At 44.1% G+C, this 25,895-nt stretch carries 20 protein-coding genes and 1 tRNA gene; 14 read left to right on the forward strand and 7 right to left on the reverse strand.

The window, feature by feature from the left end:
- Positions 1–11: 11 nt before the first annotated feature.
- The 3 genes from HMPREF1536_RS03890 (at position 12) to HMPREF1536_RS03900 (ending at position 9,585) form a co-directional block, all read left to right on the forward strand.
- Positions 12–1,790: a RagB/SusD family nutrient uptake outer membrane protein gene (locus HMPREF1536_RS03890; protein WP_044191736.1), complete on the forward strand. Its 1,779-nt coding sequence runs from the start codon at positions 12–14 to the stop codon at positions 1,788–1,790.
- Positions 1,791–2,138: 348 nt separating this feature from the next.
- On the forward strand, positions 2,139–2,327 hold the full coding sequence (locus tag HMPREF1536_RS28095) for a hypothetical protein (RefSeq protein ID WP_150115601.1): 189 nt from the start codon (positions 2,139–2,141) through the stop codon (positions 2,325–2,327).
- 1,132 nt (positions 2,328–3,459) lie between these two features.
- Positions 3,460–9,585, forward strand: coding sequence for an InlB B-repeat-containing protein (locus HMPREF1536_RS03900; RefSeq protein ID WP_081693281.1), 6,126 nt, complete (start codon positions 3,460–3,462; stop codon positions 9,583–9,585).
- An 83-nt stretch (positions 9,586–9,668) separates the two neighbouring features.
- On the opposite strand, the gene HMPREF1536_RS03905 is transcribed toward HMPREF1536_RS03900, so the two are convergent.
- Complete coding sequence (locus tag HMPREF1536_RS03905; protein WP_028727018.1) at positions 9,669–10,040, reverse strand: DMT family protein; 372 nt, start codon at positions 10,038–10,040, stop codon at positions 9,669–9,671.
- A gap of 3 nt (positions 10,041–10,043) precedes the next feature.
- The gene (locus HMPREF1536_RS03910; RefSeq protein ID WP_028727017.1) at positions 10,044–10,790 is read right to left on the reverse strand and encodes a tRNA 2-thiocytidine biosynthesis TtcA family protein; all 747 of its coding nucleotides are present in this window, start codon (positions 10,788–10,790) and stop codon (positions 10,044–10,046) included.
- A gap of 108 nt (positions 10,791–10,898) precedes the next feature.
- Between HMPREF1536_RS03910 and HMPREF1536_RS03915 the strand changes: the two genes are divergently transcribed.
- The 5 genes from HMPREF1536_RS03915 to rpiA are packed head-to-tail and all read left to right on the forward strand — an operon-like array spanning position 10,899 to position 15,432.
- Positions 10,899–12,338 (forward strand): tetratricopeptide repeat protein, encoded by a 1,440-nt coding sequence (locus HMPREF1536_RS03915; RefSeq protein WP_028727016.1) that lies wholly within the window; start codon positions 10,899–10,901, stop codon positions 12,336–12,338.
- Between the two features lie 16 nt (positions 12,339–12,354).
- Positions 12,355–12,843, forward strand: coding sequence for an NfeD family protein (locus HMPREF1536_RS03920; protein WP_028727015.1), 489 nt, complete (start codon positions 12,355–12,357; stop codon positions 12,841–12,843).
- Positions 12,844–12,853: 10 nt separating this feature from the next.
- Entirely contained in the window at positions 12,854–13,849 is a 996-nt protein-coding gene (gene floA, locus HMPREF1536_RS03925) for a flotillin-like protein FloA (protein WP_028727014.1), read from the forward strand.
- 3 nt (positions 13,850–13,852) lie between these two features.
- A complete protein-coding gene (locus tag HMPREF1536_RS03930; RefSeq protein ID WP_028727013.1) occupies positions 13,853–14,722 on the forward strand; it encodes a nucleoside phosphorylase in 870 nt (289 codons plus the stop codon).
- 2 nt (positions 14,723–14,724) lie between these two features.
- A complete protein-coding gene (rpiA, locus tag HMPREF1536_RS03935) occupies positions 14,725–15,432 on the forward strand; it encodes a ribose 5-phosphate isomerase A (protein WP_028727012.1) in 708 nt (235 codons plus the stop codon).
- A gap of 65 nt (positions 15,433–15,497) precedes the next feature.
- Here the strand turns inward: rpiA and HMPREF1536_RS03940 are convergent, their stop codons facing one another.
- Together HMPREF1536_RS03940 and HMPREF1536_RS03945 are read right to left on the reverse strand one after the other, a co-directional pair.
- Entirely contained in the window at positions 15,498–16,244 is a 747-nt protein-coding gene (locus tag HMPREF1536_RS03940; RefSeq protein ID WP_028727011.1) for a nitroreductase family protein, read from the reverse strand.
- A gap of 19 nt (positions 16,245–16,263) precedes the next feature.
- Complete coding sequence (locus HMPREF1536_RS03945; RefSeq protein WP_028727010.1) at positions 16,264–17,448, reverse strand: AAA family ATPase; 1,185 nt, start codon at positions 17,446–17,448, stop codon at positions 16,264–16,266.
- A 165-nt stretch (positions 17,449–17,613) separates the two neighbouring features.
- Here HMPREF1536_RS03945 and HMPREF1536_RS03950 point away from each other — a divergent pair, with 165 nt between their 5' ends.
- Genes HMPREF1536_RS03950 through HMPREF1536_RS03960 form a run of 3 tightly spaced genes read left to right on the forward strand, consistent with a single transcriptional unit; the run spans position 17,614 to position 20,496 of the window.
- Positions 17,614–18,735, forward strand: coding sequence for a DUF362 domain-containing protein (locus tag HMPREF1536_RS03950; RefSeq protein ID WP_028727009.1), 1,122 nt, complete (start codon positions 17,614–17,616; stop codon positions 18,733–18,735).
- A gap of 17 nt (positions 18,736–18,752) precedes the next feature.
- Complete coding sequence (mnmE, locus tag HMPREF1536_RS03955) at positions 18,753–20,144, forward strand: tRNA uridine-5-carboxymethylaminomethyl(34) synthesis GTPase MnmE (RefSeq protein WP_028727008.1); 1,392 nt, start codon at positions 18,753–18,755, stop codon at positions 20,142–20,144.
- A gap of 37 nt (positions 20,145–20,181) precedes the next feature.
- Positions 20,182–20,496: a TIGR04076 family protein gene (locus tag HMPREF1536_RS03960; RefSeq protein WP_028727007.1), complete on the forward strand. Its 315-nt coding sequence runs from the start codon at positions 20,182–20,184 to the stop codon at positions 20,494–20,496.
- 4 nt (positions 20,497–20,500) lie between these two features.
- Here HMPREF1536_RS03960 and HMPREF1536_RS03965 read toward each other — a convergent pair whose 3' ends face one another.
- Complete coding sequence (locus HMPREF1536_RS03965) at positions 20,501–21,541, reverse strand: alcohol dehydrogenase (protein WP_028727006.1); 1,041 nt, start codon at positions 21,539–21,541, stop codon at positions 20,501–20,503.
- A 109-nt stretch (positions 21,542–21,650) separates the two neighbouring features.
- Here HMPREF1536_RS03965 and HMPREF1536_RS03970 point away from each other — a divergent pair, with 109 nt between their 5' ends.
- The 3 genes from HMPREF1536_RS03970 to HMPREF1536_RS03980 are packed head-to-tail and all read left to right on the forward strand — an operon-like array spanning position 21,651 to position 24,767.
- Entirely contained in the window at positions 21,651–22,382 is a 732-nt protein-coding gene (locus tag HMPREF1536_RS03970; protein WP_028727005.1) for an SDR family NAD(P)-dependent oxidoreductase, read from the forward strand.
- A 59-nt stretch (positions 22,383–22,441) separates the two neighbouring features.
- A complete protein-coding gene (locus HMPREF1536_RS03975; protein ID WP_028727004.1) occupies positions 22,442–23,122 on the forward strand; it encodes a DUF4476 domain-containing protein in 681 nt (226 codons plus the stop codon).
- A 1-nt stretch (position 23,123) separates the two neighbouring features.
- Positions 23,124–24,767: an RluA family pseudouridine synthase gene (locus HMPREF1536_RS03980; RefSeq protein WP_028727003.1), complete on the forward strand. Its 1,644-nt coding sequence runs from the start codon at positions 23,124–23,126 to the stop codon at positions 24,765–24,767.
- A 58-nt stretch (positions 24,768–24,825) separates the two neighbouring features.
- Here HMPREF1536_RS03980 and HMPREF1536_RS03985 read toward each other — a convergent pair.
- Positions 24,826–24,899: transfer RNA gene (locus HMPREF1536_RS03985), tRNA-His, on the reverse strand.
- 85 nt (positions 24,900–24,984) lie between these two features.
- Entirely contained in the window at positions 24,985–25,881 is an 897-nt protein-coding gene (folD, locus tag HMPREF1536_RS03990) for a bifunctional methylenetetrahydrofolate dehydrogenase/methenyltetrahydrofolate cyclohydrolase FolD (RefSeq protein WP_028727002.1), read from the reverse strand.
- Positions 25,882–25,895 lie beyond the last annotated feature (14 nt).

The raw sequence follows: 25,895 nt of genomic DNA on the forward strand, positions 1-25,895 counted from the left end.
GCAAAGTATATATGAAAAATAATATAAAGAAATTCTTTCTGGCAACCATCTGCATAGGAACACTGTTGACCTCTTGCGATGTCGAACGTTTGCCAAACGGAAGCATGGCAGCCGAAGATATTACTTCGGATCCGAATACTGCCCTCGATGGTTTAGTGCGTGGTGCGTATGCCCAACTGAAAACATGGTCTGACCCGATGCACCGACTCGGTGAATATGCCGGTGACAATATGATGATCCGCGGTTCTTCTACCGATGCTTTTTATGAATTCATTTCTTATGCACGTACGGCCAACAACTATCGATTACAAAACTTCTGGGACTATGGTTACAAAGCAGTTGCCCAAACCTCTAACATCATCAAAATGATCGAAGAAGGACAAAGTGCAGAAATTGATAACAAACTAGGGGAATGTTACTACATCCGCGGAATGATGTATTTCTATCTGACCCGTGCTTTCGCCCGCCCTTACTACCAAGCGCCAGACAAAAACCTGGGTGTCCCCATCGTTAATGGAACTCCTGACGATCTGAACAATCTGCAATTGCCCGACCGTGCTACCGTAACACAAAGTTATGCCCAAGCTATTGCCGACTTGCGTAAAGCTGAAAGTATGCTGAGCATCAACGATGGTCCGGCATACGCATCGAAAGGTGCAGCCCAGGCTATGCTATCACGTATCTACCTGTATATGAGTGGTACATACTCAAATCCAAACACGCAATATGCCGACTCTGCTGTCTACTATGCGACACAAGTTATCAATTCAGGAGATTATCAATTATTGCCACGTGAAGAATATCTGAACTACAACACTTATGTACCAGAAAACAATAAAGAATCTATCTTCGTGGTTAAACGGGTAGCATCCGAATTCTCCGGCTTCGATCATTATTATGGGATCGGTGGTATGTATGCCAATATCGGCGGTATGGGTTGGGGTGAAATGTTCGCCAGTGCCAAATATATTGACTTGCTGAACGAAACAGGCCGTAACGACTGGCGTCCGGATCGGAAGAAGATTGTAGATGCACGTGCAAACTTTATCGAACCGCAATATGTAGTAGATGATAGCGGCAACTACACAGAAGTGTTCCGCTTCATTAAGAAGGTTTACAATACTAGCGGAGAACATACAAACTTCAACTACGTACAGGCCACATTAAACAAAAACGACAACCAATACAGTTGTTCCGAAACTGTCGACGGAGCAGAAACGATCTATCCGATGACAGCGGTAGACGAATCACAACAAATCTACTCGATCAAATACTCCGACGGGGAAACCTATACCGGTGTAATCGATTATCAAATGACTTTGAACCGTGTCTATCCGGAGTTCTATATTACAAAATGTTCACGTGAAGGAGAAGACTCTCACCTGCACTCTCCGATCATCTCACGCCTGGGTGAAATCTATCTGAACCGTGCAGAAGCGTATGCAAAACTGGGACGTTACGGCGAAGCATTAGCCGATCTGAACACTATCCGCGAGCGTTCTATCCCCGGTGCCGGTTATTCATCTCTGGATGCAAACAATGCCTCCACGTTGATTGACAAAGAGCGTCAACTTGAATTGGCTTATCAGGCCGAACGCAGTTTTGATGTATTCCGCAACGGCGATACATTGTACCGCCGTTATCCCGGTCCTCACGAAGCAACGAAAGATATACCGGCTACCGACTACCGCGTTACGTTCTATATCTCGCAGGATGCCATTAACTCCTACCCAAGTGGTAGCACGTTGACACAAAACCCAACGAATAACAGTGGTGTGATACTGAACTAAATTATATGATAAAGACTCGAACGAGAAAATCACTTTTCAACGTAAAGTGATTACATCTCAACAAATTACGCTGAAGCTCCGTGTTTTGAATAAATAATATTCTTATATGGAACTTCAGCGTAACTATTCTATTAGAAAGAAGTTCTGCTCTTGACGAAAGACGAATCTGTTTACTAAAAAACCAACTTGCCTCCGGTTTGAAACAAAAAATCAGCCATTTTGCCTCCGGTTTGAAACAAATTCAGCTCAAACTTGCCTCCGATTTGAAACAAATAAGTATATTTGCATCTGTATACCAACCAGATAGACAATCATGTTCAAAAGAGATATCTTAACAAACCTGGAAGAATGGGCAACAGACAGCCACCGAAAGCCACTTATCCTGCGTGGAGCAAGGCTGTTGCTTTCCGGGTATGGTCGCAACCTTATTCGGTCAATGAAGTAAAGACTGTTCAGGGGAAACAATTCCGACTAATTAATTTACCTTTTTACCTGGTAGGAGAATTATCCAGGATCATATCAACAAAAGTTTTTTAAAATAAATCCTTCAATCCTTCAGCTATACGCTAAACAACTGATTATATAACATTTATGGCTGAAGGATTTATAAGCAACATGAAGGAAATGGTTCTACTTTTAAAATAATACTTCATATTCATGCCTAATATCAACATCTGTTTTAGTTCATTCCTTCAAGAAAAGGTAAGTCAGGGCCAGTAGATAATAGTTGGATAGATAATGGCTTCTTATTGTGAAAGTTAGCACCTTTTTATTGTTTGTCATCTGTCGAACGCTTGTTCGACTACTGTGAAACAAGCGTCCGACAGATGTCGTACAAGCGTTCGACAGTTGACAAACAGAAAAGAAGAAAAGACAATTGAACTAAAAGCTCTGCACTCATGCGTTAGAATAAAATATGTAAACAGATAACCGGCCGGGGGCTACTCGCCTTTTCCGTAATACTGGAAGCTACCGTTTATGAATAAAAAAACTCAAAAATCAAGATAATTCCTTCAGCCAAACAACTTTCCTTCAGCCATATATTAATGATTACCAGGTATATATTCGCAATACTGAAGGATTGAAGGATTTATTTTGAAAAACTTTTGTTGTATGATTTGAGCTAAGCTATCCCAAGTCTGACACAGAATCGTAAAGCTTAATTCTTTATTTTCAATTAATAGCTCATTTACTTTCTCTTTTATTTGCATTTCCAAACACTTCTCTCTACTTTTGCCCTTGTACTCCGGCGAAGCGTTGCCGTTCAGTGCATCTTATTGATAACGAGAAGCGTTTTAAAGATATTATCCTATTGTTGAAACTTCGACACTTTCATTCATTCCGGATAATAGACAACAGAACGCTCACGTTCCTTTTCTTGTTGTATATGCTCGTAGGCATTTTATATGTCTATACATATCAAGATAAAGGGCGTGGGTTGTTGTTTATATCGGAATGAAGGGCAGTCGAAGGCCTCAACAATAGATATATCAACAGTTCCTACGCCTTCTTTATTTTTATAACATCCACTCCGGGAATTGATGGATACCTAAATCTGTCGCTTATGGGCTAATTACAGAAAGAACCAATACTCTATTAAAAAAGGAAAGGCAAGGCTTCTTGCCTAAGAGGTAAAATTTCTCAGTATTAATATTAAACATAACAAGATATGAAAATAAGATTACTAACAATCTTGGCTGCTATATTAGCGGCAACAAGTGTAGGGTGGGCGGAAACTTCAACTATATATGTAAATGGAAGCTCCGGAAACGATACCAACAATTCAGGTACCGACGTTAGTCCTGTTAAGACAATAGCAAAAGCTATAACACTGGTTAGTGATGGCGGTACAATATATGTGGCTGCCGGTGAATATACAGAAAACATAGAAATTAGTAAACCGTTAAGTCTGATTGGTTCAGGAACTAATAAACCGACTAAAGAATCTACATCGGAGAATGATGCTTATCTGACGGGAAAAATACAAATCACAAAAGCAGGATCGACAACCATTGAAAATGTAAAGATGGTTCGGGCTGCAAATACATCCTATGGAAATGGAAATGGGATGATTGAAATGATTGTGGCTAATGTTACTTTAACTGTAGACAATTGCTGTATGATAAATAGTAAATCGGGATCAGAAAATACAGGCGGAGGAACTAATCATTTCATAACAATTGGTAGTAGTGCTTCAGGAGCTACAGTGAATTTAACTAATTCTGATTTATATATGGACGGTGCTTATCAACGGGCAATAACAAACCGTGCTTCAGTAGGAGCAAAGATTAAGGTAAAAAAGTCTCAAATTATAGGAATTGGAACAAATACACAATGCCGCCCTCTTGCTCTGTATAATGAAGGATCAGAAACTGAAATAATAGATAGCAAAATCTTATTAAATGAGCATGGGTATGCCATTAGTGCAGAGTGTGCAAACAGTAAAATAACTATTGATAATTCAGAGATAAGAGGTTTTGCTGCATTAGCTATCAGGGAAGCCGGAATGACAATAAAAATTGAAAATTCCATTTTGACAGGACGCCAGAATTATAGTGGAGAGTCGGACGGTTATGGAGCACTTGTTTTTGAATATGGGGTTGATCCAACGAACAATACAGTGACGATCAACAATTCAATTATCACAAATGAACATATTAATACAGCTTCAGCCTGTATGTATCCAATTGATTTTGGTGATAAAGCAGCCAATAATACGGTAACACTAAAAGATAGCCGCTTACGGCTTACTTCAAACCAGACGCCTGCTATGGTTTACCGTTTTAATGCTAATAATAACGTCCTATTAGAGGGGAATGGCAATGTATTCTCCTATAATACAACAAACAAGCCACTGACAAAAGCAAATCAGAATGACGTTTTGGCTAATGATAAAGAAAGCTGTATGATTGCATATAAGGCTGACGGCTCTTTGATGAATGCTATAATTGATTGGAAAAGTTTATCAAATCAAGGTATCATTTCTTTCAAAGATGTAAGCAGAATGACTATTCCCGAAGGTACTTTCGAATTACCTCAAACATTCACTCTCGATAAATCCCTGACAATAGAAGGTGCTGGCAAAGATAAGACAACTATCAAAGGTCATATCGAAGTTAATCCGAAACAAGGTGAAACAGCTACTCTTACCGCTAAAGGTCTTACATTAGAAGGGAATAATAATAATTTTGGACATGGTATTATCGGTATTACCGGTAATGGTACAGGAAAAGTGGGTCTTACCGACTGTAAGATATCAGGAGGTGCATTGAAAGGACAAACAGCCGCAGTCGGTGTCCGTATGGAATCTGCCGGAGCGGAATTAACAATGAAGAATACGGATATCAATGTTTATTATTACGGATTAGGGCTACGCGAAAAGAACCAAAAAGTAACAATAAATGGCGGCTCCATAACCGGCCGCGCTGCAATTATGACATCTGCTGGCAACTTAGGAGGATATTTAGATCCCACCGGAACATCTATTACAGCAACGGGAACTACCTTCATCGGAAAAACAATAGCTCAGGGAGAAGGCGAAAGCTATGGTACGATTGTTCTTCAGGAGAAATACAATGGCGTAAAGGGAGAGTTTACGAATTGTGCAATAGAAACAGTGCCAGGTATCGATAATGGGAAAAATGCAGAAAAGCAAATGTCTGCTTTATGTGTTCGTTCTTATGGGAATACGCTTAACTTTAGCGGCGGCAAGCTGTCTGCTACCTATGCAGAAAATAATATTGCCGGCATAAACAGTAAAATACATGCCTCCGTTATTCAGTTAGGATGGCATGATGCCGACTTTAAAGGGGATGATGTATCGACTCCATCGCAAAACACGATAGCGTTAAGAAACTGCGAACTGAAAGCCAAAGAAGGAGAAAAGTATCTGGTAACTACTTTCCGTCGCGATATTAATCAACAGTATGATGCTTTAACCATCAACGGTACTGCTTATTCTGTTAATGCAGGAAATGTATTGAAACTGTATCAGGTAGATAAAAATGGAAAATTCGTAGATGATAATGGCAAGGTAATCTCTCAGGTAAAAGACCTGGCCTCATTAAAATCTGCTATAGCCAGTGCTTCTGATGGCAGCACAATCCATTTAAGCAATGATATAACCGGCATTACAGAAAGCGACCTTCCGATTGAAATAAAAAAAGCGATTACACTGGAAGGAAATGGCTATACACTGTCCGGAACATATACCGAAGGTGGAGGAACGGCTCTTAAGCATCTTTTGGATATAACATCCAATGACGTCGTAATCCGTAATCTAACCGTAGAAAAAGCTTTCCGCAGCGGTATTAATGTAACCGGAGTTACCGGCGTAATACTGGAAAACATTGTATCCCGCAACAACGCCAGTGTCGGACTGACGGTAAACAGCTCGGAAGTAACCGCTACTAATCTGACAACCAATGGCAATGGTTGGAAAGCTGGTGTAAATGTTGATAAAGGACAAAATGTAACCAGTGAACCGATATTTACCTTCTCTAACAGTTCGTTCGGTGAAGCAGTTGCAATCTATTCTGATTTGGCAGATGCTCCGCTTTCCTACGTTGTTGCTCCAGCCAATAGCGGATGGACGAAACATGCGAACCAGGGAGATAATAAGAAAACTATCTGGAAAATAGATGCTTTTGTTCCTACAATAACAGCTATCCCGGAGATAAAAGTCAATATGCTTGAAGCAGGACAGACTTTATCGTCGGTACTCCTTGTTAAAGGAGTTGCTCAATATAATAATGTAGCAGTTGCGGGTACGTTCAGTTGGAACAATCCGGCAGAAGTAATTAAAGCAGGAAACAACAACTATAAAGTACTCTTTACACCTTCCGACCTGATAAAGTATGCTATCACTGAGTGCGAAGTATCTATCGAAGCCAAACAGTATTATACTGTGACGACCGGAGTATGTCAGAACGGTAAAGTCTCGATTACAAACGGAAATATCAATAACCGTTATGCAGAAGGAACAGAATTAACCCTGACAAACACACCGGATGCCGGCTATCAGCTGAAAGCAGGTTCTTTAGCCGGTAAAATGACTGTTACCGAGGATAAGGTAATTACGGCAGAATTTGAAGCAATCCAACAGACTGTAACGCTAAGGGTCGATGGTGGCAATGGAAGTATTTCCGTGAACGGCAAAACTGATCACAGTGGTTCTGTCACTGTACAACAAGGAAAAGAAATAGTCGTACAAGCTATTCCTAGCAGTGGTTATGTCTTAGAATCTCTTTCATGTACAGGAGGAAAAGTAATCAGTAAGGATGCCGTTACGGTTGATAAAGATTTTACTATTACAGCTAAATTCAAAGCATTGCCACCACAGGAATACAGTGTTCAAGTAACTTCTCCCGAACATGGCAAGATATTACTGTTCGACGATAAAGGTAATGCAATTGCCGCAGGCTCTTCTGTTACAGCAAATTCAAAAGTAAGTGTTTTGGCTGTTGCTGACGAAGGGTATCAACTGCAAGCAAACTCTTTGAAGAATAACAGTACGGAAATAACAAACGGCTCTATCTCCGTAACAGCAAATGCAGTTATTACAGCGGAGTTTAATATACAGCAGTTCGAGGTTAAATCATCTATTCCATCAAACGAAGGTTCCATCACTTTAACAAAAGGTCAAAGTGGAAATTTTACATCTGGAAATGTAGATTATGGACAAATGATGAAAGCAACTGTTACCCCTGCTGATGGTTACAAACTCCTCACTCTGCTTGTCAACGGCAAAGAAATACCTAACGGCGGTAGCTTCACTGTTAAAGCGGCAACTACTGTAAAGGCGGTCATGCGCAAACTGGCAACAATCACAATCGATGAAACAGCTCAAACATACGTTTACGATGGCACGGAAAAAGCGTTTGTTGTAAAGACTACGCCGGCTGGAATTGGTGGATTTACGGTTACTTGCAGCGGTACGCATACAGAAGTAGGTTCATACGATGTAACAATCAGCCGTGGTGCCGATGATACATACGCAGCTATCAATAAGACAATCTCCGGTGGATTAGTTATTGCTCAAGCTGAAATGAAGGGGGTTGCTATTCCGACAGCGGAGAATGGAACTATTAAGACGACAAGTGCAGATGGTGCATATGCATGGAAAAATGGACAGACCATAGGAAATACGGAAACTGTTTATGATGCCATCTTCACCCCGAATAACAAGAACTATGCACCAATTACTTTCTCCATTCCAACAGGAAAAGGAGAAGCAAAGAAAGTTTCTTTCGAGTGGGAAAGTTTACCCACTCGCTCTGCATTACGCAATGAACCAGAAGCTGCAGGAAGTCTAAGTATTACAGCAAACGGAGCAGAAGGTTCCATTGTCATTCTGAACGGAAATAGTCAGCTCAATAGTGGCGATCTTTACGCAACACAAAAGATCCGTTTGAGAGCTATCCCCGGAGCAAATGCTTCTGCAAATGTAACCTGGACGGTTAGTGGAGGGGAACTAGACAAGACAGTAGGTAATGAAGTTACTCTAACACTAGGCACAGGCGATAATATCGTAACAGCGACTTTTGCCCCTAAAGGAGAACCAACAAATCCAACCATCAGTGGTGAGCTAACCTACAACGGTAGCATACAAGTTCCAACTATCACCGGTGGTTCAGACTGGCAGATTACATTCAAACAAGGTGGTCAGATAATCCAGAATCCAACCGATGCAGGTGATTACGATGTTATAGCCAGTTATCCGGGAGATGCCAACTATAAAGCGGTTACCGATAAAAATATCGGAACGTTTACCATCAAACCGAAAAAGGTGACAGCCACTGTTACGGCTGCTTCCTCTATCCTGCAAGGACAATCGTTGGCACAATCCATCATTACCGGTACTGCTGATGCCGACGGTACATTTGAATGGAATACGGATACGAAAAACACTCCGATTACAACGGCAGGAACACAGAATAAGCAGCCCATCAAGTTTGTTCCGACAAGTACGAATTACGAGGAGTTAACCGGTCTTTCAACCTCAGTAGAAGTTACTGAAGTAAAAGGTTTAACGCTTCGTACACTCAACCTCACCGTTACAAATCCGGATGGCGGAACTGTTACGATGAAACTGAACGATCAGGAAGTCGCTTCCGGTGCAACAATAACAAAAGATGATAAGATCACGGTCGAAACATCCCCGAACAGCAACTACACCTCAACAGTGTCTGTCACCGGTGCAACGAACGTAGGAGGAGTCTATACCGTAGGCGATGCGGGCAATGTAGAAGTAAAAGTAACCTTTACTCAGAAGTCTACCCCGGGCGATGATGATGGCGGCGATGACGAACCGGGTGTTGTAACAATTACCGACGTCGTACTCGATTCATCTTCTAAAACTCTGGCCGTAGGCGAAGAGTTTAAGCTGACAGCTTCAGTGAAACCGGCCGATGCTGATCAATCTGTCACTTGGTCGAGCAGTGATGAAACGGTTGCCACCGTAAAGAAAGGAACAGTGAAAGCATTGAAAGCAGGTAAAGCAACCATCACCGCTACTGCTTCCGACGACACACATTATGCTGAATGCGAAGTAACCGTCAGCGTTGCAACCGGTATCGACGAGCTGATAGCATCTACCCGTGTTCTGGGTTGCGATGGCTATATCATGATCGAACCGATGGCCACTATTGAAACGCTGGTTACTGATATGATGGGACGAATCTTCTATCATGGCCGGCTTACAGAGAAGATGCAAATTCCTGTATCCGAAGGCGTATATCTGGTTCGTTTGTCGAACAAAGAAAAGGCTGTTACAGTTAAAGTAATAGTCAGATAATCCATACAACAAACCCACCTTCAGAAATCCATTCACCCAATGAATGGATTCCGAAGGTGGGTTTATTTTTCTTCGATTACCTTTTATTTCTTAAACACCAAATAGACAGCTGCAACCAACAGCAAACAAGCCAGCGCATGATTCCACTTAAAGGATTCTCCCTTAAAAGCGATCGTGCTGAAAGCGATAAAGACGACTAACGTAATAACCTCCTGAATCACTTTTAGTTGTATCAGGTTGAACGGGCCACCATTCTCACGGAATCCCATCCGGTTAGCGGGAACCTGAAAACAATATTCAAAGAAAGCAATCCCCCAGCTAAACAAGATAACACCGATCAACGGCAGACTCTCAAACCAACTGAACTGCTGTTTCATCTTCAGATGACCGTACCATGCCAATGTCATAAAGACATTCGATACGACTAATAACAGAATAGCATAAAATCCCTGCATAATTTATTTCTTTTTTTGAGGAAGATAATCGTGTTGTATATTCGACATGCTGTTCCAGATACTGTAACGAGCCTCCGGATTAATCGCTTCCAGCCGTGCCAGTACCTCTTTCATATCCGAACGGCTGGAACCGGATTCGTAAGGGCAATTCTTGATCTGTTTGCGGTAGCCTTTCCAGGCTGCAATACGGATCAGTTCCTTTTCTTCCACCAGACACATCGGACGGATAATCTCCATCTCGAACTTATCCATCTTCAGGCGGGCAGGCATCGTCCCGAAAGCTCCCTGATGCGTCATATTCATCAGTAACGTTTCAATAATATCATCCTGATGATGACCGAGAGCGATCTTGTTGCAGTTATGCTTTTTGGCTATATCGAACAGCGCTTTCCTACGTGTCCAGGAACAAAGGAAACAAGGAGACTTGCGGGTGTCGGTCGATGCATCGAAGCTCGTTTCGTGCACAATAAACGGCAAGCCGTGTTCATCGGCACAGCTCTTCAGATATTCCATATCCGAACTATAAGGTATATTGGTCATCACAATATGAGCAACAACCACTTCAAAGCGTGGATGGTATATTTTAGAACGCCGTCCCAGCAGATCGACCAGGGCTAAAGAGTCCTTCCCGCCCGACAATCCGATCAGGATACGGTCGCCATCGGCAATCAGGCCATACTCATAAATAGCCTTTTTCACCTTCTCCTCTACTTTCCGGAACAGGAGCTCTTCTGCAGTCAACTTTGCCATATTTATTCTAAATCGGGCACAAAAATAGATATTTATCCAATGAATTGTATGCCTAACTAAAAATATTATTATCTTTGAATCAGTATAATTATATTACAACTAGAGAAAATGAGCCGGTTATCTAAGAAACTGTTTTACACAATTGGAATTACATTACTTTGCTGCAGCCTGCAGGCACAAAGCCTGGACCAGGCTAAAAAACTATACAATGACGGACAATACGCCGAAGCTAAACCAGCATTTGAAAAGCTGGTGAAACAAGCCCCGAGCAACTCGTCCTACAATCATTGGTATGGTGTTTGCTGTTTTGAAACGGGCGACCTGGCCGGTGCGGAAAAACACCTGAAAGTGGCAGTAAAACGAAAAGTACAGGATGCTTACCGCTATCTGGCGGATGTTTACTATCAGACCTATCGCTTTGACGAAGCCGCCGAGATGCTGGAGGAATACATCGAACTGCTGACTAAAAAGAAACAAGACACGCAGGCATTCGACAACCAACTGTCGCTGGCAGAGAACGCCCACCGCATGATGGAAAAGACCGAAGATGTCCAGATAATCGACAGCCTGGTAATGGATAAAGAGAATTTCCTCGCAGCCTACACACTGAGTGAAGAAAGCGGAACACTGACTTCATTCAAAGATTTCTTCCAGACAAACGAACCGGAATCCTCCACGGTCTACATGAACCAGAAGGGGGATAAGATATATTATGCACATGCCACGGACAACGATCGTTATTGTCTCTTCACCCAATCCAGATTAATGGATAAATGGGGAGACGAAAAACAATTGCCGATGAACATCAACAGCAATGATGACGACAACTATCCGTTCGTCCTGTCTGACGGCGTAACGATCTATTACGCCTCCAAAGGAAACGGTTCGTTAGGCGGATACGACCTGTTCGTCACCCGCTATAACATCAACTCAGATACCTATCTGGCTCCGGAACAGTTGAGTATGCCGTTCAATTCGCCGTTCAACGACTACATGATGGTGTACGACGAGACGAAAGAACTGGGATGGTTTGTTTCCGACCGCTTCCAACCGGAAGACAAAGTATGTGTCTACCTCTTCATTCCCAACAACGAACACAGCCGCGTGGAAAGCGACGACATCGAAGTGAAACGCGCCCGTGCCGCCATCACCTCCATACAGGATTCATGGAAAGCAGGAAGCGATTACACGAACCTCATCGAACTGGCTCACAAGGAAATACCCTATGGAGAAGTGAAGATAGACAAAGATTTCGAGTTTGTGATAAACAATAGTCTGGTTTATTATAAACTGGATCAGATCAAGAGCCCGGAAGCAAGAAGTTATTACGAAAAAGTTGTTTCGCTGAACAAACAGATAAAAGAACTGAACGATAAGCTGGCCGATCTCAGAGCCTCCTATTCTTCCGGGAATAGTGCCAAGAAAGAACAGTTGAAGCCGACAATCCTCAATGCGGAAGAGCAGCTGAACGACTTGCTCAGCCAACCTGAAGGTTTGGAAAAGAAAGCCCGTAACACGGAGATAAATTATTTAAAGAGTAACAGATAATTCAACCACTACTATTATGATTTGGGAAGTAACCATTATTGTTTTTTTAATGCTCGTAGCCATCGTGCTTATCCTGTTGGAGATATTCCTTCTACCGGGTATAACGATTGCCGGAATCGGAGGATTCCTTTTTGCCGCCGCCGGTGTTATTTATGCTTATTCGGTCGGTGAAACGGCAGGACATATCACATTATTCCTGTCACTGGCAACTTTCGGCGGAGCATTTGTATGGTTATTACGTTCCCGGTCGTTTAACAGGGTGGCCCTGAAAACGGATGTCGACTCGAAACTGACCTCCAGCCGCGACTTGGGTATCGAACCCGGTGATGAAGGCGTCACGCTCTCCCGCCTCGCTCCCATCGGTAAAGCCCGCTTCAAGGGAATTACGGTTGAAGCGAAGTCGATGGACGAGTTGATAGACGAGAACACGGAAATCGAAGTCGTACGTGTAGACGGTTATAATGTATTGGTAAAGAAAAAAGAACAATCAGATATTCACGCTTAATTATATTTATATGGAAGAATTGAACTATTTGCCTTTTATCCTACTGGGTGCAGCGGTCTTGCTGCTGGCAATTTTCTTTTACTATGTGCCGTTCCTGCTCTGGATCTCGGCCAAGGTTTCGGGTGTTAACATTTCGCTGATACAGCTGTTCCTGATGCGTATCCGTAATGTTCCTCCCTATGTTATTGCCCGTGCTATGATCGAAGCGCACAAAGCCGGTCTCAAAACATTGACTCGTGATGAACTGGAAGCGCACTACCTGGCTGGCGGACATGTTGAGAAAGTGGTTCATGCGCTGGTGTCTGCTTCCAAAGCAAACATCGACCTGCCTTTCCAGATGGCTACTGCTATCGACCTGGCCGGCCGTGATGTATTCGAAGCCGTTCAGATGTCGGTTAACCCGAAAGTGATCGACACACCTCCTGTGACTGCCGTTGCGAAAGACGGTATCCAGTTGATCGCCAAAGCCCGTGTTACCGTTCGTGCTAACATCAAACAATTGGTGGGTGGTGCCGGTGAAGAAACAATCCTGGCGCGTGTCGGTGAAGGTATCGTATCATCGATCGGTTCGTCGGAAAGTCATAAGACCGTATTGGAAAATCCGGACTCTATCTCTAAACTAGTATTACGTAAAGGGCTGGATGCCGGTACGGCATTCGAGATTCTGTCCATCGACATCGCGGATATCGATATAGGTAAGAATATCGGTGCATTCCTTCAGATGGATCAGGCGCAGGCCGACAAAAACATCGCCCAGGCTAAGGCTGAAGAACGTCGTGCTATGGCTGTTGCCCTTGAACAGGAAATGAAAGCGAAAGCCCAGGAAGCCCGTGCAAAGGTGATCGAAGCAGAAGCAGAAGTACCAAAAGCAATGGCGGAAGCTTTCCGTTCAGGAAATCTGGGTATCATGGATTATTATAAAATGAAGAACATCGACGCGGACACTTCTATGCGCGAAGCCATAGCAAAGCCAGCCAATGCTCCTTCAAAACCGCTTAAAGACTAAAAAATGAGAGTTATTCCTGAATCCGAATTAATCATAAATGCAGATGGAAGCGCTTTCCATCTGCATCTTAAGCCGGAGCAGCTGGCAGACAGAGTAGTCCTGGTTGGTGACCCCGACAGGGTTTCAACCGTAGCTTCTTACTTCGACACACAGGAGTGTGAGGTTTCCAGCCGGGAATTCCACTCTATTACCGGTAGGTATAAAGGAAAGCGCATCACCGTTGTTTCACATGGTATCGGTACGGATAATATCGATATCGTACTGAATGAGCTGGATGCATTGGCTAATATAGACTTTGCAACCCGCACGGTTAAGCCGGAGTTCAAACAGCTTACCTTGGTTCGCGTCGGTACATCCGGCGGACTTCAGCCGTTTGTACCTGTCGGCACGTACGTTGCTGCCGGAAAATCGATCGGTTTTGACGGGGTTATTTATTTTTATGCCGATACCGAACGTGTCAGAGATACCCGTTTTGAAGCCGAATTGAAAAAGCAGCTGGACTGGAAGCTATCAGGCCTCTCCCCTTATGTGGTCTCTGCCGATCCGTCTCTGATAGAGCAGATCACGAAAAATGATATCATCCGTGGCGTAACTATTGCCGCCAACGGTTTCTATGGCCCGCAAGGCCGTGAACTCCGGTTGCCGCTGGCCGACCCGCAACTAAACGGGAAGATCGAAGCGTTCGACTACAACGGACAGAAAATAACCAATTTCGAAATGGAAAGTTCATCCCTGGCCGGTCTGGCCGCACTCATGGGACACCGTGCCATGACTGTCTGCTGCATCATCGCAGGCCGTGTCGACAAGGATATGAACACAAACTACAAAGGCTCTTTAACAGGGCTGATAGAAACGGTGTTAGAACGTATCTGATTATGAACCGGGAGAAAACAATAATAGATTCATTGGAATGGGGAAAGGCTATTTCCAATAAAGAGGAAAAGCTGAAAGTTGCCGTTAAGATTGCTTCGATGGTAAAGGACGGGGACATTATAGGTGTCGGTTCAGGCTCTACGGCTTATCTGGCCCTGCAGAAGATCGCCGAACGTATCCGGATAGAGCAGCTTCATATCCGTGCAATCCCCACTTCGCAGGAAATTAAAATGGCTTGCGCCCAACTGGGTGTTCCCCTCACGAGCCTGTTGGAACATAAGCCGGACTGGACATTTGACGGTGCGGACGAAATAGACTCTAATCATAATATGATAAAAGGGCGTGGCGGGGCTATGTTTAAAGAGAAGCTACTCATAAGTTCCAGTCCGCGGACTTATATTATTGCCGATCCGTCAAAGATGGTCTCCAAACTGGGTTCCCGTTTTCCCGTTCCGGTTGAAATATACCCGGATGCCCTGACGCATGCCGCACAGGCACTCGAATCCCTCACCCCGAAAGAAATGAAACTCCGGATGGCACAGGGGAAAGACGGCCCTATCATCACTGAAAACGGAAATCTGATCCTGGATGTCTGGTTCGACAATATTCCCGACAACCTGGAAAATTCGATCAAGTCTATAACAGGCGTTATAGAAAGCGGACTTTTCATGCATTATGAAGTACAGATACTCAGTAGCGAAAACCTATAAAACAAAACGCCTCTTGCAAAAGACTTATCCGGTCTGCAAGAGGCGTTTCTTTTTACTTATGTATCTTATTTCATAAATCCTTGATCCTTTAATACTTTCAGTAGGACTTCCGAGAAATATTCATTATTCTTCTTTGTATAACGAATATCGGTAAACACTTGTGCCAGCGTTTCCTTATTATTTTCCTTCACAAACTGCTTATTGACTTCCAAAGCTTCCTTTGCACAATACAATTCATCTATCGAAGCCGGCGTATAATCCATATATGTCTCCTGATGGACAACAGCAGCCAACGGCAAACGTTCTACCTGTTCCGGCAGCGGTTGAGCCGGGTAACCGACAGTTACCGTTACAATGGGAACGACCAGACGGGGCAATGACAAAGCATCAATAATCTTATCTGCATTATAAGCAGTCGTACCCAAGTAACAGATACCTAAACCTCTCTCTTCTGCCGCATCACAGAAACTCTGGGCGAACAGCATCGCATCGATCGTTGCCGCAATAAAAGTTTGCAGATTGTCGAAGCCCGCTTCGGCATTGCGTTGTTCGGCCCATTTCACAAAACGGTTGGCATCAGCACAGAAAGTCAGGACGACCGGAGCTGTCGTAATCATCGGCTGGTTGAAATGTGCCGGAGCCAACTTCTCCTTATTTGCTTGTTCACGGGTAACGACCACACTATACAACTGCATATTTCCGGTATTGGATGCACGGGCAGCCACTTCCAGCAGTTCATTCAACAACGGTTCGGAGATATCCTGTGTCGTATATTTGCGGATAGTTCTCCTGTTCTTCATTATATCTATCATATCTATTTTTTATAACGTATCAATAACAAAGTCCCAGCAACCAGATCGGCAACTTATTGTTCTGACTCTTAGGTTGCCCATAGATAGCTGCAAAGGCATTCTCTACGTCTTTGACCCGCTCGTAATCCATCAAAGGGTCGCCCACCATGAATATGTATTTATCATTTATGAAAAAGTCATTGTTATTAAGCAAACGGACGGATGCAAAGTTAGACAATTGATCGACAAAGAATGTCTCACCCAGTATCACACGATCGTTCAAACCTTCCTCAAAAGCGATCAAAAGATTTGTATTTCCCAGATAAGTTTTCTGGAGGCGATCCTGCACCGCCCCTCCCGTTGCCTGATAATGCCGTATACATACCGCATCCTTCAGATATTCAAAATATTTCTTCGACTCTGTATCATCCAACTTCAATTTAGCCGCCATATCAGCCAAACGAGGTACATTCGGTACCAGGTCGGATATCATCATCATCATTCTTTTAATATCTTTCAGCTCCGCATACTCAATCGGATAAACGGCCGGTACATCTACTTCGATCGCATCCCTCACCCGATCCTGCAACAGGAACGGATAGGCATCGGGGTCATCCCAGTAAAACGGATAACAACCATGTTCAAGATAATTACGAAACACTGGTGCGACAACAATCTGATCGTTCACATTCCTTGATATCTCTACATGATTTTCCAATAGATCATCCAACGGGATAGGAGAAAGATCCAAAAGACACTCATAGGAAAGATACTCGCGGAACGACATCGTATTCAACGTATAGCAGGATGCATCCTTCAAACCTTTCGTCACTTTCGAAATAGGAAGCAAGGATGACGCGGCAAACACGATATGCAGATTCGGGCAACGCTCCTGCAATTTCTTCATTTCACTGAGCCAATTCGGATAACGATGTACGCCATCCATAAAAAGATGGGTTCCCCCCGCCTTATGGAACTGAAGGGCCACATTGATCATCTTTTCCCTTTGAAAGAGAATACTGTCCAGATTTAAATATAACGCCTTATCTGAATCATCGAAAACCTGCTTGATCCGTTGCAGCAATAATGTTGTTTTACCTACTCCCTGTGAGCCAAAAATTCCAATCAGACGATCATCCCACTGTATCTGCTTATAAAGATATCGCTGAAAATTGCATCTTATCCCCTTCAGTAATTGCTGATGGTTTAATTGGTATATGTCCATAAACTAAACTATTTGTTACAAATGTAATACATTATGCCAAAAACGAAGACCGGATATAGTAAGAAAATGTTCTTTATAAAAAACATTTTTTTTAAACATAATGTTTTCAAGGACTCGTTGAATGGAGATAATCATGTACATTTGCATGATAAAACCAATAAGAGAATGGACAAATCGAAAGTTTACTTTACGAATCTTCGTACGACTCCCTCCAGTAACCTGCTGGATAAAATGGAACGGCTTGTAAAACGTGCCGGCATTACAAATATTGATTTTCAGAACCAGTTCGTGGCTATCAAGATCCATTTCGGAGAACCGGGCAATCTGGCTTACATTCGTCCCAATTATGCCGCCCGTATGGCAACCTTGCTCCGCTCATTGGGGGCAAAACCTTTTCTTACGGACTGTAATACATTGTATTCGGGCCGGCGTGCTAATGCCGTGGATCATTTGGAAAGTGCTATGGAAAATGGTTTCAATCCTATTTCAGCCAAATGTGATGTAATCATCGCAGACGGACTGAAAGGAACGGAATGCCGTGAAATAGAAATAAACGGTGAATACTGTAAAGCTCCTAAGATCGGATCGGCTATTGCCGACGCTGATATTATTATCAGTATGAATCACTTCAAAGGACATGAACAGACCGGGTTCGGAGGTGCACTGAAGAACCTGGGAATGGGATGTGCCAGTGTTGCGGGCAAGCTGGAACTGCACGGAGCCTCCCAACCCCGTATCGATCTGGAAATGTGTAAAGGTTGCAATATCTGTGTAAAACATTGCCGCCACGAAGCTATCCGCCTGGATGAAAACAGGAAAGCAGTAATCGATTATGACAAATGCGTCGGTTGCGGACAATGTGTGGCCCTTTGTCAATATGACGGTGCCGTACTCGGTTCATGGGATACTTCGGTAAACTTAAATTGTAAAATAGCAGAATACTCACAAGCCGTATTGCAGGACAAGCCTCATTTCCATATCAGTTTCATTATGAATGTATCTCCCGAATGTGATTGTTGGAATCATAATGATGCGGCCATCGTCCCGGATCTGGGTATTGCAGCTTCATTCGATCCGGTTGCTTTGGACAAGGCTTGTGCCGATATAGTCATCAAAGCCCCGATCCTGGAAACAGGCAACCGTCTTTCAGAAACACCTCATCATGATCACTTGGAAGGTTGTGACAAATTCCATATCATGCACCCGGAAACCAACTGGCAGGCCGGACTGGAACATGCTGAAAAAATTGGAATCGGAACTCAGGAATATGAACTAATAACCGTATAAGGATATATAATTTTATGATCAATCAGGATACTATCTGTGCCGTATCGACAGCCCCCGGAGCCGGAGGAGTAGCTGTGATCCGTGTATCCGGCACTGACGCCATAAGAATTTGTGACACGATCTTCGTTCCCAAAGTCGAAGGAAAGAATCTTCAGAGCCAGAAAGCTTATACCTTACGCTACGGTAGTATCCGTCGCGGGGAAGAGTTGATCGACGATGTACTTGTCGCCCTCTTCCGCGCCCCTCATTCGTTTACAGGAGAAGACACCGTCGAGATCACTTGTCATGGTTCGGTTTATATCCAGCAACAGATCCTTCAGTTACTGATAGAAGAGGGATGCCGCTCTGCTCTTCCCGGTGAATATACACAACGGGCTTTCCTGAACGGGAAAATGGATCTGAGCCAGGCGGAAGCTGTAGCCGACCTGATCGCATCCACCTCTGCCGGAATGCACAAACTGGCCATCAACCAGATGCGCGGAGGTTTCAGTAACGAACTGACCAAGCTGCGCAGCCAGCTTCTCGACTTCACTTCCCTGATCGAACTGGAGCTTGATTTCAGCGAAGAGGATGTGGAGTTTGCCAACCGTAACAACCTGAAGCAACTGGCTACCGCCATTGAGCAACTGATCCATAAACTGGCTGATTCATTTAGTGTCGGGAACGCCATCAAAAACGGGATCCCTGTCGCTATTATCGGAGAGACAAATGCCGGCAAATCGACACTTCTTAACCTACTCGTTGGCGAAGAGCGGGCTATCGTCTCCGACATACACGGTACGACACGTGACGTAATAGAGGACACGATCAATCTTTCGGGAGTGACCTTCCGATTTATCGATACGGCCGGTATCCGTGAAACCAACGACACCATTGAGAGCCTCGGCATTGAACGTACATTCCAAAAGTTGAGCCAGGCCTCCATCGTCCTTTGGGTAATCGACCTGAACACTCCTGCGGAACAGATTGAAGAACTAGCTAAAGTAATCATCCCGAAAGCTGAAGACAAAAAGGTCATTCTTGTTTTCAACAAATCCGACCTGCTCTCACCTGCTGAACTGGAAGCCAAGCAACAGTTACTGAATACGATACCTGCCGACCGCTTGTATATTTCAGCTAAACAGCAAGCAAATACCGAAGTCCTCAAGCAGCACCTTATCCAGGCTGCCGCCTTGCCGGAGCTCTCGCAAAATGATGTCATCGTCACAAACATCCGCCATTACGAAGCCCTGACCAAGGCCCATGAAGCGATACTGCGTGTGATAAACGGTCTCACCCTGAATATCTCCGGCGATTTCCTAAGCCAGGATATCAGGGAGTGCATGCATTATTTAGGCGAGATCACGGGGCAGATCAGTAATGACGAGATTTTAGGGAATATTTTTGAGCGGTTTTGCATCGGTAAGTAAATAGTTATACTACCAGCAGAATACATAAATAAAAGTTATGAAAAAATGTAAGATCACCGTTATAAGAATGGCTTGCTATCAAGATTTAATGGAGAAATATGAGAATCCGATGGAACATGCTTGCGATATGAAGGAAGGGCGAGTCTTTATTGCTAACGGTTGGAAGAAGCCTGAAGGTATGTGTGATAGCGCGTGGGAGAGCATGTCTCCCTTTGTTATGACTTTGGCACATGGTGGTGGTAATTTTTATAATGGATGGATGAAAAATGAGAAGTCTGCGATGATTTCATGCAATGACGGCTTCCGCCCCGTCAGTTTTTTGATCGAGGCATTAGAGGAAGATGCAGAGTGAGAATTCAAATCGGCTCACATATCGCCACCTTAACAACCCCGTCCAATCGATTCTCAAAGATACGGTAAGCCTCCTCTATCTTATTCAGCGAAAACCGATGTGTGATAAGAGGAGTAGTATCTATCTTACCTTCTTCTATCAGGCTGAGAATCTCGGCACAATCGCAACCATCTACTCCACCAGTTTTAAAAGTCAGGTTCTTGCCATACATATCAGGTAAAGGAAGGAGCTGAGGTTTATCATAAAGAGCTACGATAGTGACGATGGCATTAGGACGGGCACATTCCCACGCCAAACGAAAAGTATCCGCACTCCCCGCGACTTCCAATACAACATCCGCTCCACCATGATCGCTGTTATTTAATACGAACTCTTTGCTGTTTTCCGGCTCCGTTATCAAAACCTCAGGATAACGCTCACGGACAAACCGGATTCTTTCAGGCGACTTCTCACAGACAATGATGCGTTTTGGCTTCTTCAGCATCACACAAAGCAAAGTACAGATTCCGGTAGGGCCGGCACCAATAATAAGGACAGTGTCATCCTCCGAAATTTCCGAGATGCGTGCAGCCCAAAAACCTGTTGCAAGTACATCACCGACAAACAATGCCTGCTCATCACTAACGGTATCAGGAATGCAATTCAAACCCCTGTCAGCATAAGGAACCCGAACATATTCCGCCTGCCCACCATCGATCCGGCATCCTAAAGCCCAACCTCCATTAGGATCGGTACAATTGTTGACATAACCCTTCTGACAAAAGAAGCACTCCCCACAAAATGTTTCGACATTCACAGTCACCCTGTCACCAGGCTTAACTGAAGTGACATCAGAACCGACCTCTTCCACAATACCAACCATCTCATGCCCTACCGTTATTCCCAGTATTGCACGTGGTACACTACCGTGTTTGATATGAAGGTCACTGGTACAGATACTGCCAAGCGTCACACGTACGATCGCGTCCCGTGAATCCTGGATTTCGGGCTTTGGCTTCTCCTGTAATTCGAATTTTCCGTGTTCTTTATATGTATATGCAAGCATAATATTCTCTTTTAAATTAATAGATCCATCCTATTGCAAAGATAATGATTTATCGGTTCAGAAATAAAAAACGTATCTTTGCCATACATATTATAAAAGTAAGTAGATCATGGCAGACAACTACCTGGAAAAGAAATATGAGGAATACCGATCCAGAAAAAATGCCGGGACAACAACCGGCTACGGTAAGAAAAAGGCAAACACACTCCATAAAACCAGAAGAGTTTTTGTTACGGAAGGAACCGGAGATCTCGGCAGAGTGATTGTAAAAGCATTCCGCATGGCAGGTCACCGGGTTGCATTCGGCGGTATGGATGAAGAGACAGGAAAGCTCTTGGCCGAGAAGACCGGCACAACCTTTTATCACGCAAATATCAACGACAAGGTATCTTTGGGTAATTGCCTGCAACACATGCTGGAAGATTGGGGGGATCTGGATATACTGGTCAATAATGCATGCGCCTGCGAAACGAGCCCGATCGCGGAAACCAGCGTGGATGATTTCGAACAGCAACTATCCGGCAATCTGCTATCGACCTTCGTCACATCACGCCTGCTCGCTCTTCACCGCCGGTCGCAAAGCGAAGTAAACCCTTACGGAAGAATAATAAATCTATCGGCAAATAGTGTCACAACCGGAGGCCTCCTCTCGCTGACATCCGCCCTTGCTGCTTCACTGGAAGAATGGCAGATAACAGTCAATTCAATCACTACCGGTCAAACACCGGCATTCGGGGAAGACATTGCCCGTATGTGTTTGTTCCTCTGTCAGGAAGAAAACGGATCGATCAATGGGGAAAACATCACAATTGGTGTAGGTATATCGAAAAGAATATATTGAATTGATTATCTTTATCCCCGAATAAAAGGTACCTTATCACCAAATAAAACAAAAAGAATATGAAAGTGAAGGCAATAATAGCGTTATCCCTGCTCATCGGAACTTTTTTCTTTAGTAGTTGCGGTAGTTACAAAACGACCAGAGACGCCATCCTGAAAATAGAAAAAGGAATGAGTAAGAGAGAGATAACCAATTTACTTGGTAATCCGGACTTCCGTCGCTTCGACCATGAATATGAACAATGGGAATTTATCAAGGTGGATCCTCTCTATGGAACCCGGACAGTGATTTTAGTTGATTTCCTGGATGACAGGGTGACAAACATGGACTCGTTCAACGGAGATAATGCTCCCCAGACTCCGGTTCCTCCCGTAGCCGTTTACCCACCGAATGAGATCGAGTACGACAGGCCATTGCCTCCTCACAATAATCATGTACGTCCCGGCAGAGTGATCAGCAACAACGACTTCCAGCAACTCTATAACAGAGTCAAATCGAAGCCTTTCAAGGACGACCAACTGGAATTGTTAAGTATCGGAGTCGGCAACCGCTATTTCTCCTGCCAGCAATGCATACGGTTGATGTCTATCTATACATTCGATGATGACAAACTGAAAGTATTGGATATTGTAGCTCCCCGGATAGCCGACAGGGAAAACTATGAAGATATTGTCGATTCGCTCGATTTCCTGTCAAGTCAGGATAAAGTTCGTAAGATGTTTGCAGGATCACGCAGATAAAATGGATAAGTTTCATTCTTTCGGTCGTTCAGTTTCAAATATTCCCCTGCCGGAACAATTCACTTATCCATTCCATTATACCCCTCACCCCCTCTCTGTAATTGCAGCAGAGGAAGTGCAGGCTTATCTTTTGTCCAGGAAGGATTGGGAGAATGATTTGGAACAGGGAAAAATGTTCGGTGTTCTGACCGTACAGACCGAAACAGGCGAACTTGGTTTCCTGGCCGCCTTCTCCGGCATTCTGGCCGGAAAGAACCTGCACAGCTATTTCGTTCCACCGATCTATGACCTGCAACAACCACAGGGTTTCTTTCGTCTCGAAGAAGACCGGATATCTGCAATCAATGCCCGGATCAAACAACTTCAGGCGGATAAGGAATACACCGACAACAAAAACAATTTGACGGAAACAATCCGGCAGGCAGAACAGTCCGTAAACGAAGCGAAAGAACAACTGAAAGCGGCACAAAAGGATCGTGAAAGTAAGCGGCAAACCAATCCCAGTGAAGTCGAATTAGCGAACATGATCCGCGAAAGTCAATTTCAGAAAGCGGAACTGAAGCGGTTAAAGCAACAATGGAACGACCGGATCGAAGCTTTACAATCTAAAGTAAAAGCGTTCGAGTCTGTTATAGAGAAATTGAAAACAGAACGCAAAAACCGTTCCGCCACTTTACAACAACAGCTTTTCGAACAGTTCCGTATATTGAATGCCCGGGAAGAAATCAGAGATCTATGTGATATATTCAGTGAAACGGAACAAAAGGTTCCACCTGCCGGTGCAGGAGAATGCGCAGCTCCCAAGCTATTACAATACGCTTACCAGCATCACCTGAAACCAATAGCGATGGCAGAGTTCTGGTGGGGAAATTCCCCGAAAACAGAGATCCGTCGACATGGCTATTACTACCCGGCATGCAAAGGAAAGTGTGAACCGATACTGAAGCACATGTTGCAGGGGCTGGATGTAGAGTCCAACCCGCTCTCCAAGAATATCCACAGTGATACTGAACTGGAAATCTTACTGGAAGACGAATACCTGTTGGTGATCAACAAGCCGGCCGGAATGCTCTCTGTTCCGGGGAAGATGGATCTCGACTCTGTCTACCAACGACTGGCCGCCCGTTACCCGGACGCAACCGGCCCCATGATCGTGCATCGGTTGGATATGGCTACATCCGGCTTGCTCCTTGTGGCCAAGACAAAGACCATTCATCAGAACTTACAGGCTCAATTCAAAAACCGGACAGTAAAGAAACGGTATATTGCCCTGCTCGACGGTTCAGTCCTCTCAGATGAAGGCACCATCGACTTGCCGCTATGCCCCGACCCGACAGACCGCCCCCGCCAAGTAGTAAATAAAGAATACGGAAAGCCGGCTTTGACTAACTACCAGGTACTCGAACGTAAGCCGGATCATACACGTATCGTATTTTACCCGCTTACCGGACGAACCCATCAGCTGCGTGTGCATGCCGCCCATCCCGAAGGCCTGAATACACCTATCATTGGAGATGAATTATATGGAAAAAAGGCTGACCGGTTGTATCTACATGCCGAAAGCCTGGAGTTCAAGCATCCGGTAACAGGAGAAATAGTTCATGTGGAGAAGAAAGCAGAATTTCACATAGGCAATCAGAGGTAAGCCTGACCTGAAATAAAAAAAAGTCACTCCTAAAAGGAATGACTTTTTTTGTTTTTACGGGTGGAAGACGGGATTCGAACCCGCGACACCCTGAACCACAATCAGGTGCTCTACCACTGAACTACAACCACCATGTATATCTTTTTTTCTAAGACGCTGCAAAGATAGCTGTATTTTTTTACTCTGCAAACTTTTCGAGCAAAAATATGCAGAATATTTATTTATAAATTGCTTTTTTGCCAGCCAACAGGGTATTACGCATCAATGAAATGATTGTCATGGGCCCTACTCCACCCGGTACAGGCGTAATATAAGAGCATTTCGGAGCCACTTCATCAAACTTCACGTCACCAGTCAGCTTATAACCGCTCTTGGTTACGCTGCTCGGCATACGGGTAGTACCAACGTCAACAATTACAGCACCTTCCTTCACCATATCCGCTTTCAGGAATTCTGGAACACCCAAAGCTACAATGATGATATCGGCACTCAGACACATTTCTTTCAGGTTATTGGAACGACTGTGACAAACCGTTACCGTACAGTTACCCGGATAGTTTTTCTGCATCATCAGCATAGCCATCGGCTTACCGACAATATTACTGCGCCCTAAGACCACGCAATGCTTACCGCTGGTTTCTATTTCATAGCGTTTCAACAATTCCAGAATACCTGCCGGTGTTGCAGAAACAAAACAAGGAAGACCGATCGACATACGTCCTACATTGATCGGATGGAATCCGTCGACGTCTTTACGGTAATCGATCGCCTCAATAATCTTTTGTTCGGAAATGTGTTTCGGGAGCGGAAGCTGTACGATAAAACCATCCACATCCGGATCGTTGTTCAGTTCGTCTACACGGCGAAGCAACTCTTCTTCAGTCACATCGTCTTCATAGCGAATCAAAGTCGATTTGAAACCGATCTCTTCACAAGTCTTTACTTTACTGGCCACATAGGTTTCACTACCCCCGTCATGACCCACCAGAATAGCAGCCAGGTGAGGGATCTTACCGCCTGCCGCTTTGATCCGGGCGACTTCTTCTGCCATTTCTTTTTTCATTTGTGCAGAAACAGCTTTTCCGTCCAGTAATTGATAATGATTGTCTTCCATAATATATATCTTTA

Source organism: Parabacteroides gordonii MS-1 = DSM 23371 (genome assembly GCF_000969825.1).
GTDB lineage: Bacteria > Bacteroidota > Bacteroidia > Bacteroidales > Tannerellaceae > Parabacteroides > Parabacteroides gordonii.

Bases quoted from the DNA above. Each gene is read 5' to 3' on its own strand.
- HMPREF1536_RS03905 (WP_028727018.1), bottom strand. From the start codon at position 10,040: ATGCAGGGATTTTATGCTATTCTGTTATTAGTCGTATCGAATGTCTTT.
- HMPREF1536_RS03950 (WP_028727009.1), top strand. From the start codon at position 17,614: ATGGACAAATCGAAAGTTTACTTTACGAATCTTCGTACGACTCCCTCC.
- rpiA (WP_028727012.1), top strand. From the start codon at position 14,725: ATGAACCGGGAGAAAACAATAATAGATTCATTGGAATGGGGAAAGGCT.
- HMPREF1536_RS28095 (WP_150115601.1), top strand. From the start codon at position 2,139: ATGGGCAACAGACAGCCACCGAAAGCCACTTATCCTGCGTGGAGCAAG.
- HMPREF1536_RS03975 (WP_028727004.1), top strand. From the start codon at position 22,442: ATGAAAGTGAAGGCAATAATAGCGTTATCCCTGCTCATCGGAACTTTT.
- floA (WP_028727014.1), top strand. From the start codon at position 12,854: ATGGAAGAATTGAACTATTTGCCTTTTATCCTACTGGGTGCAGCGGTC.
- HMPREF1536_RS03900 (WP_081693281.1), top strand. From the start codon at position 3,460: ATGAAAATAAGATTACTAACAATCTTGGCTGCTATATTAGCGGCAACA.
- HMPREF1536_RS03890 (WP_044191736.1), top strand. From the start codon at position 12: ATGAAAAATAATATAAAGAAATTCTTTCTGGCAACCATCTGCATAGGA.
- HMPREF1536_RS03960 (WP_028727007.1), top strand. From the start codon at position 20,182: ATGAAAAAATGTAAGATCACCGTTATAAGAATGGCTTGCTATCAAGAT.
- HMPREF1536_RS03980 (WP_028727003.1), top strand. From the start codon at position 23,124: ATGGATAAGTTTCATTCTTTCGGTCGTTCAGTTTCAAATATTCCCCTG.
- HMPREF1536_RS03970 (WP_028727005.1), top strand. From the start codon at position 21,651: ATGGCAGACAACTACCTGGAAAAGAAATATGAGGAATACCGATCCAGA.
- HMPREF1536_RS03940 (WP_028727011.1), bottom strand. From the start codon at position 16,244: ATGATAGATATAATGAAGAACAGGAGAACTATCCGCAAATATACGACA.
- HMPREF1536_RS03920 (WP_028727015.1), top strand. From the start codon at position 12,355: ATGATTTGGGAAGTAACCATTATTGTTTTTTTAATGCTCGTAGCCATC.
- HMPREF1536_RS03965 (WP_028727006.1), bottom strand. From the start codon at position 21,541: ATGCTTGCATATACATATAAAGAACACGGAAAATTCGAATTACAGGAG.
- HMPREF1536_RS03910 (WP_028727017.1), bottom strand. From the start codon at position 10,790: ATGGCAAAGTTGACTGCAGAAGAGCTCCTGTTCCGGAAAGTAGAGGAG.
- HMPREF1536_RS03945 (WP_028727010.1), bottom strand. From the start codon at position 17,448: ATGGACATATACCAATTAAACCATCAGCAATTACTGAAGGGGATAAGA.
- HMPREF1536_RS03930 (WP_028727013.1), top strand. From the start codon at position 13,853: ATGAGAGTTATTCCTGAATCCGAATTAATCATAAATGCAGATGGAAGC.
- HMPREF1536_RS03915 (WP_028727016.1), top strand. From the start codon at position 10,899: ATGAGCCGGTTATCTAAGAAACTGTTTTACACAATTGGAATTACATTA.
- folD (WP_028727002.1), bottom strand. From the start codon at position 25,881: ATGGAAGACAATCATTATCAATTACTGGACGGAAAAGCTGTTTCTGCA.